Source organism: Acinetobacter lwoffii, assembly GCF_024129355.1.
GTDB lineage: Bacteria > Pseudomonadota > Gammaproteobacteria > Pseudomonadales > Moraxellaceae > Acinetobacter > Acinetobacter lwoffii_I.
Genome location: NZ_JAMXXP010000003.1, coordinates 109,586 through 126,579, shown reverse-complemented (window position 1 = coordinate 126,579; position 16,994 = coordinate 109,586). Strand labels below are relative to the sequence as shown.

Annotated in this window: 11 protein-coding genes; 8 read left to right on the top strand and 3 right to left on the bottom strand. The window is 42.2% G+C overall.

Features of this window, described 5'->3' with window-relative positions; genetic code table 11:
• The first annotated feature begins 372 nt into the window (after window positions 1-372).
• The 8 genes from NI468_RS03320 (at window position 373) to NI468_RS03285 (ending at window position 10,857) form a co-directional block, all read left to right on the top strand.
• A complete protein-coding gene (locus NI468_RS03320) occupies window positions 373-1,170 on the top strand; it encodes a putative sodium/potassium/calcium exchanger (RefSeq protein WP_253099905.1) in 798 nt (265 codons plus the stop codon).
• A 275-nt stretch (window positions 1,171-1,445) separates the two neighbouring features.
• A complete protein-coding gene (gene apbC, locus NI468_RS03315; RefSeq protein ID WP_004645854.1) occupies window positions 1,446-2,705 on the top strand; it encodes an iron-sulfur cluster carrier protein ApbC in 1,260 nt (419 codons plus the stop codon).
• 257 nt (window positions 2,706-2,962) lie between these two features.
• Complete coding sequence (locus NI468_RS03310) at window positions 2,963-3,556, top strand: LysE family translocator (protein WP_004732019.1); 594 nt, start codon at window positions 2,963-2,965, stop codon at window positions 3,554-3,556.
• A 123-nt stretch (window positions 3,557-3,679) separates the two neighbouring features.
• Window positions 3,680-4,249, top strand: coding sequence for a dCTP deaminase (dcd, locus tag NI468_RS03305; protein WP_004280726.1), 570 nt, complete (start codon window positions 3,680-3,682; stop codon window positions 4,247-4,249).
• A 234-nt stretch (window positions 4,250-4,483) separates the two neighbouring features.
• On the top strand, window positions 4,484-6,502 hold the full coding sequence (locus tag NI468_RS03300; RefSeq protein WP_253099902.1) for a hypothetical protein: 2,019 nt from the start codon (window positions 4,484-4,486) through the stop codon (window positions 6,500-6,502).
• 12 nt (window positions 6,503-6,514) lie between these two features.
• Window positions 6,515-7,237: a hypothetical protein gene (locus tag NI468_RS03295; protein ID WP_005247854.1), complete on the top strand. Its 723-nt coding sequence runs from the start codon at window positions 6,515-6,517 to the stop codon at window positions 7,235-7,237.
• 33 nt (window positions 7,238-7,270) lie between these two features.
• Window positions 7,271-9,556 carry a hypothetical protein gene (locus tag NI468_RS03290; RefSeq protein ID WP_253099899.1) on the top strand — a complete coding sequence of 762 codons (2,286 nt, stop codon included), beginning with the start codon at window positions 7,271-7,273 and terminating at the stop codon, window positions 9,554-9,556.
• A gap of 17 nt (window positions 9,557-9,573) precedes the next feature.
• Complete coding sequence (locus NI468_RS03285; RefSeq protein ID WP_005106243.1) at window positions 9,574-10,857, top strand: hypothetical protein; 1,284 nt, start codon at window positions 9,574-9,576, stop codon at window positions 10,855-10,857.
• A gap of 53 nt (window positions 10,858-10,910) precedes the next feature.
• Here the strand turns inward: NI468_RS03285 and NI468_RS03280 are convergent, their stop codons facing one another.
• The 3 genes from NI468_RS03280 to NI468_RS03270 all read right to left on the bottom strand — a co-directional run bounded on the left by NI468_RS03280 (window position 10,911) and on the right by NI468_RS03270 (window position 16,985).
• Window positions 10,911-12,629, bottom strand: coding sequence for a proline--tRNA ligase (locus NI468_RS03280; protein ID WP_253099896.1), 1,719 nt, complete (start codon window positions 12,627-12,629; stop codon window positions 10,911-10,913).
• A gap of 96 nt (window positions 12,630-12,725) precedes the next feature.
• Complete coding sequence (locus NI468_RS03275) at window positions 12,726-15,833, bottom strand: efflux RND transporter permease subunit (protein ID WP_253099893.1); 3,108 nt, start codon at window positions 15,831-15,833, stop codon at window positions 12,726-12,728.
• Window positions 15,834-15,857: 24 nt separating this feature from the next.
• On the bottom strand, window positions 15,858-16,985 hold the full coding sequence (locus NI468_RS03270) for an efflux RND transporter periplasmic adaptor subunit (protein ID WP_253099890.1): 1,128 nt from the start codon (window positions 16,983-16,985) through the stop codon (window positions 15,858-15,860).
• Window positions 16,986-16,994 lie beyond the last annotated feature (9 nt).

The following is a 16,994-nucleotide window of genomic DNA, read 5'->3' as shown; positions in this document are numbered from 1 at the left end:
ATGTCTCATGATAAATTTGCATTCTATAAACAGCTGATGTGGATTGGCAACATGCGCCCTTTAGCTTTGAAAATTACGCCATGACGGAATTTGAATTAGCAGGGTAGAAGTGTGCTGACAGAATTGCAAAGAAATACTTTGCTGAAACCCTGCGAATAGATGGACTTGGACAGCCCGAATACAAAAGCCTGCATCATCTTTAGCATATAGCTTTTCAATACAGATTTGACTCAGCTCATGCTACATCCTGCAAACAATAGCAACAACTTGTACAGGCTTTGTTGCAGTTTACTTACTTCGCCCGATTCGCGTGATGCTTTGTGCTAAAAAAATGGCTGATTGTTTATATGATATGCCTAAGGAGGGTACCTCATGACTCAGCAGAACCAAAACAATACGTCGAAGCAAAATCAAGATAAAGAACAACATGCACGCGAATTGAATGATCAGCTTGCAAAAGAGCAAAAGCAAAACGAGCTGGATAAACAGCATAATCAGGAACATAAGAACGGGCAAAGTGCCCAGACCCATGCTAATCAGAAGTCTGATACCCAGCATAACGGTAAAGAGGAAAATGCTGAGCAATCAGCGCAAAAAGACAGTTCTCAAGAGAATCAGTCCGCTAAAAAAACTGAAAGCTTTAAGATGGATGACTTAAAAGCCAAAGCGATTGCGATCGGTGAAGACCTATTGCAAAAAGGTGAAAAGCTTCTGAATGAGCTGAAACATAGCAAATCTGACAACCAGCAAAATGCTGAGCAAGGTTCAGATGATACGAAAAAGGCCAAAGCGGATCATACATCTCAAGATAAATCATCTAACAAGTCAGATAAACAAAATGCTAAAGATGGTCAGACCGATCAGCAGGCAGGTATGGCAAATTTAAAAGATGAAGCCATGCATAAGTTTGAAGATACCAGACAGAAAATCACAGACTTATTCAGTGAAGCCTCGGTTAAGTTCGCTGAACTGAAACAGATGGCAACTGATACGATGAACAAAATGAAGGATAATCAATCAAAGGAAGGTGATGCTGATCAGCAGCAAGATGCCAAAGATACAGATTCAGAAAGCAACTCTCAGTCTAAAAAGGATGAATCGAAACAAGATCAGGATAAAAATACCAAGGATCAACAGGACAAATCTGAAAACAATAAAAATCATAAATAGTCTGTGATCGTTAAGCCACTTTAATCACAGAAGGTTAAAGTGGCTTAACACGCTCGAGATAAATAAAAAAAATTTATTACATCAAAATAGTCCATCTCTCTTTTCTTTCATTATTTCTATTCACCAAGATTCCATAAAATATTTCACAAAACCGAGTAAAATGGTTGGAAATTGAAGATATCTGTTTCATCTTCTCCAATACAGTGCTTAACCTTCGCCTAAAACCCCGTTAAACTAAGCGATTCACATGTCGATCTACATTTTTGGAGTAACCTATGTCTTGGCTTTCTTCGCTTAAATCGGTTTTTTCGCCTTCCAAGGAGGTGAACGAAGAAGCTGTGCAAAACGTACTGCAAAACTATATCTTGCCAAATTCCAGCAATGCCTTGAAAGATCGTATTACGCAGGTCAATGTACAGGGTGAGATTCTGCAAATCACTTTGAATACCTATCCAGAAGAAAAAGCGCAGCTGCAACAGATTCATGATGAACTGGCGGAAGCTTTGCAAAAATGTGGTATTCAAGAACTGAATATGCATGTGATTCAGCAGAAAACTGGACATAAGAAAGAAGGGGGTTGCGGGCATAACCATGCTGAAGGTGAAAACTGTTCAAGCGAGCCTAAAGCGGAAGCAAAACCCAATCTTCCCCCTGTGGTTGATGCGTCGGCACAGCCTGCAAAAACAGAAGAAGCTGATCCAAATAATCCACCGATTCAAAAAGCTGCGCCGCAACAGCGTGATGTTCCAAAACACCCAAGGATTCAAAATGTGATTCTGGTGTCATCTGGTAAAGGTGGCGTAGGTAAATCGACCACGACTGTAAATCTGGCTTTGGCTCTACAGAAATTAGGCCTGCGCGTAGGCGTACTAGATGCCGATATTTACGGCCCAAGTATTCCGACTATGCTCGGCAATGCCGGCAAAACGCCAATGATCGAAGCAGAGCAGTTTGTCCCTATCGAAGCCTATGGGATGGCGGTATTATCAATTGGCCATTTAACTGGAGATCACAATACTCCAGTCGCCTGGCGTGGTCCAAAAGCCACGGGTGCATTAATGCAGTTATTCAATCAGACCCTATGGCCAGACCTTGATGTGCTGATGATTGATATGCCACCTGGCACAGGTGATATCCAGTTAACTCTCGCGCAGCGTATTCCGGTAACGGGCGCAGTAATTGTGACAACGCCACAAAACGTGGCCTTGCTGGATGCGACCAAAGGCATTGAATTGTTTAACCGCGTGCAGATTCCGATCATGGGCGTGATTGAAAACATGTCGACCCATATCTGCTCAAATTGTGGTTTTGAGGAACAGATTTTTGGTACAGGCGGTGGCGATAAACTGTCTGAGCAATATCAAGTCCCATTATTGGGTCGTTTACCTTTGGATGCTAAAATTCGTGAAAATGCCGATGCTGGAACGCCGTCAGTGATCGCGGGAGATGCTGCTGCAGAAAGCTATATGCTGATTGCAGAGAAAATTGCAGCGCAGTTACCTAAAGCAGAGAAAGACCACAGTCGAATTTTTTAATTCTACAGACAATTCAGATATTTAAGCCTTAGCTAAAAGCTAGGGCTTCTTATTTCTTATTTTTAAAATTAGCTCGATTTAAATGATCGAAATTGACTGAAATGACTATCGGGTGTTTATCCTGAAAGCTTATATAAACATTTGAATTAATTAAAATAAATAAATTTAAATTTTAGATCATATGTTCTCTTACAATTATTTTTTTGCAGCACTGACCGAATTCTTCTATGCTACTCGGATTAGAGCGAGGTCAAACTATGATTTCATGGTTTTTTATTGGTTTAGTGGCAACCATTCTTTTAACACCAGGCCCAACCAATACCTTATTGGCATCTTCAGGCATTCAGGTCGGATTTAAAAAAACATTTCGTTTAATTCCTGCGGAAGCCTTTGGTTATCTGATTGCCATTAGCTTATGGGGCATTCTGATCGGAAAAATTTCCGTTCATCTTCCGCTTTTACCGACCATTCTCAAACTTTTTAGTGCTGGCTATATTCTATTTCTCGCTGTGAAATTATGGCGGACTGCAGAAATAAGCGAAAATCTTGAAAATGTCTCGATTCGCGCACGAGAATTATTTTTGGCAACCTTGCTTAATCCTAAAGCACTTTTATTTGCCTCAGCGATCTTTCCTGTCATTGTCTGGAAAAGCGGCCAACATTATGTGACTCATATGCTGGTTTTCTTGCTTCTGTTGATCCCGATTGCATTCTTCTGGACTTTTCTGGGTTCAATCCTGGCCAGAAAAAACAGTCGCTGGCTCAATCAGAAAAACCTGCAGAAAACGGCTTCGCTGGTATTAATGAGCTTTTCCATTCCTTTAAGCTATTCTGCACTTTTAAGTTTATAAGCTGATCTCAATCAGCAATTTTTTGGCAACTTTAGCTCTAAGCCTTTCACTTATTTTCATTAGTGTCAATTTCAGTTAAAGTACGTCGCAATAACTTGTTCTTAAGATTTTTGGATTATATCAATGGCAATTAAGTCTGATCGTTGGATTCGCGAAATGAGCGAAAAACACGGCATGATTGAACCGTATGCAGAAAACCAGGTACGTTTGGATGAAAATGGTCAAAAGCTGATTTCGTATGGCGTATCCAGCTATGGTTATGACGTGCGTTGTGCACGTGAATTTAAAGTATTCACCAATGTGCATTCTGCAATTGTCGATCCGAAGAACTTTGATGAACGCAGCTTTATTGATATCGAGTCGGATGTCTGTATCATTCCGCCTAACTCGTTTGCTTTGGCGCGTACCATCGAATATTTCCGCATTCCACGTAATGTTTTGACCGTGTGCTTGGGCAAGTCTACTTATGCGCGTTGTGGCATCATTGTCAACGTGACTCCGCTTGAGCCAGAGTGGGAAGGACATGTCACTTTAGAGTTTTCAAATACTACTAATCTTCCTGCGCGTATTTATGCAGGTGAAGGTGTAGCGCAGATGCTATTTTTTGAATCTGATGAAGTCTGTGAAACCTCATATAAAGATCGTGGTGGTAAATATCAAGGTCAGACAGGCGTTACTTTGCCGAAGACCTAATTGTTTTAAAATATTGAATGACGGGACTTTATGTCCCGTTTATTTTTTTGAGATTTTCATTCATCGGAAACTGCTATTTTTCGCCTAATTGGCTTTGGCATCTGTATTAAAAATCAGCATAATGGATTCCGCATAACCATAAAAAAGATGCAATGCATTATAAAAAATCAAAGATTGGCGGCTGGGAAGCTGAAGCATAAGGTGCGGAGCATCGAATAAAAAGGAAAGAGTGAGATGACTCAAATCAAAGATATATTTAAATTTCGCAAAAGTTATTTGGCGATGACAATCGGTTTCAGCCTGTTGCCTTCTGCATATGCGATGCAGGAATTATCAGATTCTTCTCTTTCTGACACCACAGGTGAGGGTGTTGCGCTCGTCCTTGATGATTTTAAAATGGTGTTTCAAGGTCCTAAAGATCTTTCTGCTAGTTCTAGTTATGCCAGAGGCATTGAAAACCCCGGACAAGCAGATACAGGCTTTATTCGTATTATCCCGACGGGTGAGAATTACAACCAACTTGGGCAGCGTGTATACGACAAAGTTTATAAATCTACATATGATAATGCTTTTCATGTTGAAAGAACGCAGAATTATGCAACTGAGTATCAGCAAGCCTTTGATACCTTAAAAACTGATTTTTATAATGATAACTATAATACGATTAAGAATACTTATGACACACAAGCTAATCGAGACGCATTTAAGCAAGAATTAGTTGATTATTATTATAATACAGACTTTATGAAAGCCTATTATGACCAACGTCGTGATGATTATTATAATGGTGCAGGTAATACCTCACCAGGTATTGATTATGATATCAAGCATGATGGCACAACAGAATATGAATTAACGCCACTGCGACCAAATAAGTCTGATGAATATGCAAATTTAAATACCCTTGAAATGATTCAATTTCTATATGGGCAAAATGCTAATCAGCAGATTCCAAATACTGAATGGAGTACGGCGGTTGATAGGCAGAATATTATTGGAGCAATTGTAGATGCAAGAATTATTGAACTAGTTAAAGCAGAATACAACAAAAAATTGGAAGCTGCTCTAGCCGGAATGATGAAAGATGCAGATAGTGCTGCTATGGCTGAAATCATTGCTAGAGCAGATCAGGCTGCTAAAACTGAAGCTGCTAAAAGCTCTGTGAGCACTTTAAGAACTAAAGCCGATGTATTTATTTATGGTCTGGCATTATCGAAAAGCGATGGTTCTTTAAGCACACGATACAGTAATCAGGGTTTTAGCTGGGGATCAGCAGATAATCCTTGGTTATTCCGGGCAGGAACTGAAAACGTCAAACAGTTTAAGGACGCTGCTAAAGATGTAGGCTATATTGCTTTGGAAGCCCCATTAAGTCCAATTGCAGGGGTCGAAAGTGATAATAATATCAAGCTGGGCTTCTGGAGTGATATTTTTGCACGTGAGCTTAATTCCTCGAATGCTGTAGATCCTATAACAGGTGGGCCGACTTCAGGCCTTGACACAAATTATCGATTAAGAACTCAATTTATTGCTAATGGTCTGAGTTTTAATGGCTCGCAAGTTCGGTTATTCCAAACCTTAGAATCTGACAATAAGAATTACAGCCAAACATTAGGTATGGCGAGTATTGTTCGTCTGAATACCAATGATCGACCAGAAAATCTAAGCAGTAGCGATAGTAATCTTAACAGTAAAGGTATTCGTCTCAGTACCGCAGCAAAAACAGATGCACTTGATGGTAATGTCCCGACCCCGGCCTTGAATGGAAGTGATGCTCCTATATTTCATGATTCTGAGGGTTTATATCTCTATAGTCCAAATATTAATTTGGTGCTTGGTAATATGTACCAGCCTTTCGTTGTCGGTTCAGAAGGCAATAATATTATTTTAGAAGTGACACGTATTCCCAATATTCCTGCTATTTATAATCAAATTTATCAAAATTATGGGGGCGGACTGGGTACAACGGATTTAAAGGGTTCGACCTGTAATGTCTATAGTTGTGGTACACCGATTAAAAATAATGTGTCAGATACCACCGCACTTTATCAAGGGCGTAATGCGACTCACAGTAGCATCTCAATAGGGACTACAGAGCGTATCTCAGGGACAAATATGCTGCGCGCCAAGGATGGGGTGAATTCAACAGGAATCGTATTCAAAAATACTGATGGTGTAAGTAAGAATTTTGGATCTGCTGTCATTGATGGGGTCCTGATTCAGCATCTGAAAATTAGAACAACTGGTCTATAAGGAAGTATAAGAATGTCCAAATTAGTAACACTCTGTGCATTATTATGTACCTCTATGACCAGTTTTGCCGGATTGGAAGCCCTTGATCAGCAAGCATTAACCAATACCGTGGGGCAAGGCGGAGCAGATCTTAACTGGACTTTATCTTTAAACCATATTTATGCGACAGATTTAAGTAAAGATAAAATTTCTCGGCTTGATGGAAGTGGCAACCCGCTCGAAGTATTTTATGTTCTAGATCCCACCGCTTGTGGAGCAACAAAACAATTTTGCCGTCTGGCAATAGCGCCGAATAACCATGTCGATGCCAATGGAAATAAAAAGTGGTTAGTCTTTAAAGGCATTCAAGGCACGATTCAGATTGATAAGTTTTCAATTGATGGTACAACCATCATTAATCATCGTAATGAACCACAAACGGCGATGCAAATTACCTTTTATGATCACCAGCCTTTAAAGATCCGTAATTTAGGCTTTAATACAGTTTCCATTGAAACGGGTACAGGTGCTGGCGCTTTGGAAGGTTATGCCAATACAGGTGTTTATAGTACGTATACAGGGCGTACCTATAATGCCGATGGAACTTATACAACCGCGCCCCAAGATGTTCCTTCATTTGATAAAGGTGCTGAAAAAGGATTTATGGGGTTGAACGTTCATGGAAATCTGCATACATCAGGCAATTTGAAAATATTTGGTTATAACTGTACAGGTGGAGCACAAAGTCGTTGTTAGTAACAACGTCAAGTACAGCATAAGGATATATAAATGAAAAAAACAACAATAAAGTTGAAATTGCTAACAGTATGCATGTGTCTTATACAACAAAGTTATGCACTTGAAACTATTGAAGAGCAAGAATTGAGTGAAGTCACTGGACAAGATGGTATGGTGATTACTCATGAAATTTCTAAAGCCAGTATTGCTCAAGCCAATTGGTATGATCCAAATCCAACTGCCAACACTAAAATGGGTTTAGGTCTACATAATGTTGAGATTATTGGAAAAGATAATAAACCAATCATTAGTCAACTTGAAATAGATGTAGGTGCCACTTCACAAGGGGCAGGACTTCGGCTAGCTGCAAGTGTTTCACCGTTTCAAGCCACTGCAGATTTAAAATTGGTAAAGATCGCCTGTACGACCAATCCATGTAGTCAATCTGCGAATAGTATTCGGACTACGGGTACTCAATCTAATCAAACTTTGGGTGCATTAGGGATTAGTACCTCTACACCGCTTAGTGTGCTATTACAAACCAGTGCAGGTCTATTTAATAAAGATTCAATTGCCAGTATCGATTTTCAACTTAAAAATGCCACGATTAGTCATAAATTAGGCGAAAATAGTCTGATTTTGAATGACTTTAACTTTAACTTCGCGGGTCAAGGATATATGTACATTGACCCGGATGAAGGCGTGGTACTCACCACACGAAATGGCAGTCAAGATCATTATGTGGATCTAAAGCGTGCTGAAGATATGACCGATATCACGGCTGGCCGGGTTAATCCGACCAATCCAGGGGTTAATATTGACCTGCGTTATAATACGCCAAATAATGAACGCAAAAATATTATGCGTTTAGGAGCTTCGGGTGCAGTCACTAACGCAAGATTATCCATGAGTGCAGATCAAACCCAGATAGGTACTTTTGATGTTAGTAACAAGGTGAATGGTGTACTAGAACGTCAGGACAAAGCTGCAACAGGTTACAGTGGCCTGGTCGGAGAAGGTGGGTTGAATCTGGGCTTGTCTGCAGATTTTACAGGTACTAATAGTACCGGGCTTCCAGCAACTATGGCACCTACAACATTTGAGATTGGTCATACCGGTAAGGGAAGCCATGCTGTGCAATTCTCCAAGCTCAGATCCTTGACTACACGTAATGCTGCCGGTGCTTTACACGGTAAAAATGCTTATATCGACTTTGGAAATATATATATAAATACCATTACTGCAAAAAGTCTCGATTTCATAATCAATGAAAATATGCAAAAGACTTTAGGTAGTAGTAGCACTGTACTTAAACAGACACTCAGTACCACCACGAATGGAGAGGATTTTGCCTATATCGCCGTACGTGGAATGGATTTTCAGTCCATTGCTGCTAAAGCACGTTTCATATCAGATAACTCTTTGGCGGAAATTGGTGGCGATGGTGGTTCATGGGGAATCGGTATTCCTATTTATAATTTAAATGCCAATGTTGCCTTGTCTGGAACGACTTATGGAACAAACAATAAGCAAGCAATTGCGTATAACATTATGGCATCTACAGAAGGCTATGGAATTGACAAGAAAACCGGTTTACCAAGCACAACCTCGATTATATTGATTGATGGCAAGAATGGCGATCATGGTGAGGCTGTTAACTATTATGCTGGTTTTAGGAATATCGATGCTTTGATCAAGTCAGAAGGGATTATTAGTTATAAAGATGAAGGTATTTATATTCGCGCTGATAAGCTGCTGATTGGAGCCAAAGCTGAGCTTGCGATTGGTCAATTACCAGGATCTAAATATAATTGTACCAATGCATCGATCGCTAAATGCGGGAGCTATGTGCCTCATGATAATTTTTCTAAACGTGATGATGTCCTGACTAATATTGCTTTTAAACTTGATGGAAACGGCGAGCTCCTCATCATTCCAGGAGTGGATCCGACCAGCGATTCACCAGATACCAACTTCCTGTCATTTGATGCAAATTTTAAGTTTAGACCCCTTACCGCAGAAGAAACTGCAAATAAAGATAATCTGGGCAGCTATTTTAGTATCACCAATGAAGATATTGATTCAACCGGGGTATTAAAAACTTCGTCAATTAACTTTAACCGGATGGAAGGTCATTTGGGTGTCAAAGCAAAAGTTCGTGTTAGTGCAGATACAGTGACTTTGGATAATCAGGTCAAACTCAATTATGAAAATAATATTGCAACACCATTTAAAACCAATTTTGCCATGGCGACCAATGGCAATATGCAAAACATGGCAAGTATTGCACTGACTGGTGGAACTGTTCGTAGCACGATGGGAATCACACCACGCTAAAAATCAGGATGAGAAAAATGAAAAAAATAATATTAAAAAGTCTAGTGGTAGCTATGATGGGCCTAAGTGGTCAGGTATCTGCATTAACTTCATTGGAAGACCAAGAGCTCTCAGAAGTCAATGGGCAGGCTTTATTGTCAATGGAGGTTCAGTCTGGATTTAACCAGATGGATAATCTAGGAGCTACTTATGACCAGAGTAATATCTCATTTTATAAATTAGGCTTGGAAGCCGAGATGGAAATTAATGCCAATATAAAAAAGCTACAACTCGGGTGTGGCGGTGTTAATGGTGCAACCGGCTGTGATATTGATATTGATCATATTGCCTTAAGTGGTAATCCTACGAATGGCGCGGATCGTGCCGCGACTTCAGCTCTGATTACTAATCCATTTGTACAATTTGCCATAAAAAATCCAAATCAGGCATCTACACGTGAAGTTTTAGGTTTCCGTTTAAGTGCGGAAAAGATTTCAGGTCTATTGACAATGGGGACAGAAAATAGTGCTACACCAAATGGTATTAACAGTTTCAGTGGTTATATGAAAACAAAATCTTCATCAGGAGTTGCAACAACCGCTCCTCGTGTCATGGATTATGCTGCAACTGGAATGAATATTGAGGGCACGGTAAAAGGCACTATATTAGGTCAACCATTACCTCTGGATTTACATTACACATCTAGCAATTATGCTTTCCAGTTAAATTCTACAACAGCACCTTTTACTATTCCTGCTACGATAGTGTCAGGAACAAGAATGAAAGAAGTTGTACTAAAAGGGACAGGGACAGTAGGTCGTATTGATTTTAAAGGACCATTAAAAGCAGAATTATTGGATGGAGCATTAAAATTAGATAAAGATATTACAGGCTACTTAACCGGGCTACAGACAGACATTACCGTTAAACAAAATCTCGGACTTATTCATGCTTTATATTTAAATAATCCAGCTTCACTCTCCTTGCAATCCCAAAGCATTTTATGGCCTGGTGCAGCAGTCGCGGCAAAACAAGGGTGGTGGCTGGCAATGGAAGATGAAGTGGATTTAGGAAGTATTTCACCTTCATATAGTGTGCCAATTTCAGATGCTGTTTTAAAGCAAACTATTGCAGGAATTAACCATGATTTAACCACTAATGTGCGAGATTGTGGAAGTCTGGTTTTTGGTTGTGTGCTAGGAAGTGCACTTGATGTAAAGGAAATTAAAAATCCTGCGCTACTTGATTTCCCTCTTACTAATTTAACTTTACAAGGCCAGAACTTTAAACCGAACTGCTTTGGTGGACACAAATTCTGCTAAGTTTAGTTATAAAAAATCCCGTATTACGCGGGATTTTTTATAAGAAAGCAAAATTATTTAGCAATTTTTGCCAATAATTCTTCTTTCGAGATATTTACAGATTCAGCATCACGACGGCCTTTATATTCAAACGTACCTGCATCTAAGCCTTTTTCGCCAATTACAATACGGTGTGGAATACCTGTCAGCTCAAGATCAGAGAATTTCACGCCCGGACGTTCGTTACGGTCATCAAGTAATACGTCAAAACCTGCAGCTTGTAATTCAGCATAGAGTGCTTCCGCAGCTTCCATAGTTCGTGGAGATTTGTGTGCATTCATCGGCACAATGGCAACTTCAAACGGTGCAATGGCAGTTGGCCAGATAATGCCTTTCTCATCAAAGTTCTGCTCGATTGCAGAAGCTACTACACGCGTTACACCAATACCATAACACCCCATTGTTACAGTGAATGGTTTGCCATCTTCACCCAAGACTTTACAACCTAAAGCTTCAGAGTATTTTTGACCCAACTGGAAGATATGCCCCACTTCGATACCACGTTTGATTTGAAGCGTACCTTTACCATCTGGAGATGGATCGCCTTCAACCACGTTACGTAGGTCATAAACTTCAGTGAACTGCGCATCACGTTCCCAGTTTACACCTGTTGCGTGTTGATCTGCTGCATTTGCACCCGCAACAAAATCAGACAATACCGATGCTGCACGATCAACAATGACGGTGATACCTTTTTCGACCAGACCTTGAGGACCGACAAAGCCAGCAGTTAAGCCAAGGGCTTGAAGTTGTTCTTCAGTAGCAAATGTCAAAGGTGCAGCAATTAAAGGATGTTTTTCAGCTTTAATTTCATTTAGTTCATGATCACCACGAAGGAATAATGCAACGACTGGTGCTTCTTGACCTTCTTCCGCTACAACACCTTGAACCAATAACGCTTTCACTGAATGGGCAGGATTGGTGCCCAAGAATGCTGATACATCCGCAATGGTTTTTTGATTTGGCGTGTCTATCAGTTTAAGTTCTTGTGTTGGTGCCGCACGTTCACCGACAAGCACCGCCTCAGCCATTTCAATATTGGCTGCATAGTCAGATTCAGTGGAGAAAGCGATATCATCTTCACCGCTTGAAGCCAAAACGTGGAATTCATGAGAACCTGAACCACCAATTGAGCCGGTATCTGCTTGAACCGGACGGAAATCTAAACCAAGACGGGTGAAGATTTTGCAGTAGGCTGCATACATGTCGTCGTAGGTTTGTTGCAGTGATTCCTGGTTGGCATGGAAAGAGTAGGCATCTTTCATGATGAATTCACGTGAACGCATTACGCCAAAACGTGGCCGAATTTCGTCACGGAATTTGGTTTGTACTTGGTAAAAGTTTGCAGGCAATTGCTTGTAGCTTTTTAATTCGTTACGTGCAAGGTCAGTGATCACTTCTTCATGCGTCGGACCGAGAACAAATGGGTTGCCATGGCGGTCGTTGAAGCGTAAAAGCTCAGGACCGTATTGTACATAACGACCTGATTCTTCCCATAAAGATGCAGGTTGAGTCACCGGCATATAGACTTGAAGTGAACCGACCTTGTCCATTTCTTCGCGAACGATCGCTTCAACTTTATTTAATACGCGAACGCCCATCGGCAACCAGGTGTATAGACCTGAAGCCAACTTACGAATCATACCGGCACGAAGCATGAGCTGATGTGAAATAACCTCAGCATCGTTCGGGGTTTCTCTTAACGTTGCAAATAAAAAGCGACTCGCGCGCATGGAAACTGTCCTAAAAAATTAAGCGTTAAAGCAGGGATTATACAATAAAAAATGAGGTGAGCTTTTGGGAATGTCACCTCATTGTGTTGCATTAAATTATGCCATGATTTTACGTGCCTGACGCAGCATAAAATTCTTAAAGTCATCCAGGTAAGTAAAGATCACCGGCACCACCACCAGGGTCAGCAGGGTAGAGGTAATTACCCCACCAATCACCGCATGCGCCATCGGTGCACTTTGTTCACCACCTTCACCTAGCCCTAGGGAAAGTGGCACCATGCCCATGACCATCGCGCTGGTAGTCATCAGAATAGGACGCAAACGGGTTTTACCAGCGGCAATAATCGCATCATAACGGTCTTCGCCGCGGTCCATGGCCTTCTTGATGAAGTCGATCAGCAGAATCGCATTCTTGGTCACCAGTCCCATCAGCATGATAATGCCGATAATCGAGAACAGGTTCATGGTTGAGTTAAACAGGAACAAGGCTAGAAATACGCCAATCAGCGACAATGGTAGTGAGGCCATAATTGCCGCAGGATGGATAAAACTGTTGAACTGCGAACCGAGCACAATATAGATAAAGACAATCGACAGGATAATCGCAGTCAGGGCATAACCTGCGGATTCTGCCATGTCGGCATTGGAGCCTTGAGTATCGAAACTATAACCCGGTGGCATATCAAAATTTTCTTGCAAGCGGCTGATATCCGTACCAATGTCGCCTGCAGGACGTCCTGAGGTATTGGCCTCGACTAGCACTTCACGTGCCAGATCACGTCGATTAATCTGCGAGGCACCGAGTTTTTCTTCAAATTTGGCCACGCTCGAAAGCGGAACCAGAATTGGTTGATTATTGGCATCGGTTTTATTTGAGGTGATATACATATTCTGTAAATCGCTAGGCAAGCTGCGCTGGTCTTCGGTCAGGCGCAGATTCACATCATAGGTTTCACCTTTTTCATCCTGCCAGGTCGTGACATCATCACCGGCAATCAGCGGACGCACTACATTGGCAATCTGATTGACCGATAAACCTAAATCACTGGCCAAGACGCGATTGATCTGTACATCAAGAGTCGGCTTGGGTTCTTTTAATGAAGTTTCCAGATCGACAATGCCATTAATCTTCGCCATTTCCGTCATAAAGCGATCGGAAATTTTTTGCAGTTCATCTAGATCCGGACCTTTAATCGAAATCATGATCGGCTTCTGGCCACCTGAAACGGTTTCATCGGCGGATGCCACCGAGGTAATGCTGATTCCTGCAACCGATTGTAGACGCTGGCGGAATTCATTATTCAGGTCATTCAGGGTCTTTTCACGTTCGGTACGCGGCGTTACAGTCACCCGTAAACTGACATGGTTTTTACCGCGGTCAGTTGCGCCATTAATCACCCCATAAGTGGCTTTGACATCCGGATGCTGACGAATAATCTGATCCACCTGCTGCAGTTTGGCTTGTGAATATTCAAGCGATGAATCGACCGGTGTTTCAAACTTGATCCGGATTTCGCCTTTATCCGGGACCGGTACAAATTCGGTGCCGATCAGTTTGGATAAACCCAAAGCACCAAATAATGAAGCGACCGCAATCAGCAGGGTAATAAGTCTAAAACGTAAGGCCAGTTTTAATAATTTTTCATAGACATGGCTTAAGTTATCCAGCTTGCCGGAGATCCAGCTAAAGAAACGTTTCACCCGACCTGGTTTTTTGTTTGGATCTTTTTTCTTTTCTGCCCAGTGTGCAGAGAGCATAGGATCCAGGGTAAAGCTGACAAACATCGAGATCAGAACGGCCATACTTACCGTGACCCCGAACTGGTAGAAGAAACGGCCAATAATTCCGCCCATAAAGGCCACAGGCAGGAATACGGCAACAATGGTCAGTGTCGTGGCCAGCACGGCTAAGCCAATTTCTTTTGTGCCATCGAGCGCGGCAGTGACATGGTCTTTGCCCATGTCGGCATGCCGGACAATGTTTTCACGTACTACAATTGCATCATCGATCAGCAGACCAATACTCAAGGACAGTGCCAGCAAAGTCATCATGTTGATGCTAAAACCAAAGGCCCAGATAAAGGTCAGCGTACCCAAAAGTGCAATAGGTAGGGTTAAGCCAGTAATCACCGTTGAACGGAAAGAACCTAAAAATAATAGGACAATCAGCACAGCCAGTACCGCCCCTTCAATAATGGTACGGGCTACATCGCGAATGGTGCCGCGGATACTTTTCGAGGAATCTACCACTACTTGTAAAGTAGTACCTTGGGGAAGCTGCGCCTCAATACTTTCTAAAGTTGCGTAGCTCTTGTCGACTACTTCGATGACGTTTGCATCTGAACTACGCAAAATATCAATCGCAACTGCAGTTTTGCCATTCAGAAAAGCTGCGGATTCCAGCTCTGCCTGACTGTCTTGAATATTGGCAACTTGTCTGAGGAAAATCGGTACGCCGTTTTTATTGGCAATGACCAGATCGCCGAAGGCGAGGGGATGCAGCACTTTGGAATTGATTTCAATGACCAGTTCCGAATTACCCGATTTAAGCGTCCCCCCCGGGACTTCAATATTCTCGGCCTTTAAGGTGTTAATCACACTGTCCACACCGATGCCAAAAGCTTGTAGTTTTTGCGGTTCCACCTGAATCCGGATCTGGCGCTGCGCATCACCCAGCAGGTTGACCGTTCCGACTCCCGGGACTGTGCGCAATTGTGGCACAATCCGCTGGTCCAGATAGGAACTGAGCGCTTTCACATCCATATTGTCGGATTCAAATACGATCGACATTACCGCATTCGCCGTCGGGTCATAACGTTCAACAATCGGCTCCTGAATTTCATCCCGGAATTCAGCAGTCACAGAGGCGATTTTATCCCGCACGTCCTGAGCTGCTGTAGTAGAGGTCACATCCAGATTAAATTCGGTGGTGATGATGGACAGGCCTTCACTAGACTGGGAAATTACCTGTTTCAAACCGGAAATGGTATTGATCTGATCTTCGAGTTTCTTGGTGATTTCCGATTCAACCGTTTCCGGAGAAGCGCCTGGATAATTGGTATAGATCACCACAAATGGGAAATCGACATCAGGAAATTCTTCAACGCCCATCCGCTGCCATGAAGCCAGCCCCAGCACCATCAGGCAGAACATCATCATGATGGTAAAAACCGGATACTTCACACTAATTCGGGTAAACCACATATCAATGATCCTGTATGAATGGTTTTAGTTGGCGCGAAGGGTGACAGTTTTTTGCAGATCGGCTTCGCTAAACTTAACCCGGCTGACCTGATCACTATTTTCCAGTCCTTGAACCACGGCAATGTTGTCGCTATAACGCTGTTCTAGTACCTGAACATTGACCTTGATAATTTTATTCTGGCGAATCACCCAGACATAGGGTTTGTTCTGGATATCCTGAATGGTATCCAATGGAATCATCTGTCCGGAAATCTGTTGTGAACTCAGAATGTTGCCTTCAATGAAGGAGCCGATACTTAGCGAGGGAATGGTTTCATTTGGCGTGGCAAAGAATTCGATCTGGCGACTGGCCTGATCTGCGATCGGGGAAATCCGGCTAATTACGGCAGTGAGCCGGTTTGGATTGCCTTGAATAGTGTATTCGATTTTACTGCCCAGTCTTAAACCTGATTGCAGATCACTGGGTACGCGTGCCTGAATTTCCAGCCGTTTCGGATCGACGATTTCAAACAGGGTTTGTCCAATTGCCACGGTTTGGCCGGGTTCGACCTGGCGCTGGGTAATCACGCCACTGATCGGGCTAGTCATGGTGCCATCACGATCTGCTTTCTGGGCAATATCGACATTGGCTTGCTGGGCGCGGACATTTTCAAGCTGGGCCTGATAATCGACCTGACTTTGTTCATATTCTACTTTTGAAATAAAACCCTGATCGAGCAGGCGCTTTTTCCGCTGCATCATGTTGCGAGCCTGATTGGCTTGTGCTTGAGTGGAGGCCAGATTCGCACGTGCCTGTGCCAAACGGGCTGCATTGTCCTGATTATTTAGACGTACCAGCACTTGTCCCTTGGAAACTGATTGACCTACCTGTGCGTTTACGCTGGTGGCAGTAGCAGAAACCTGTGCCTGTATGCTGCTTTGATTGACTGCACGAATGGTGCCGGTGAATGAAGTTTTTTGAACTGAATTGCCAGATTGAACTGCAACTAGATCTTGAGGAATGACTTCAATGGATTTGGGTGTTTCTGCTTGCTGTACGGGTTCATTTTTATCACAAGCCACTAAAAATATATTTAAGCAAAGTGCACTCATGATCAGGATAGAGCGCGGGGAAGGCATATTTAAATCATGAGAATGCGGTGCAGTTTGCATATGAGTCCT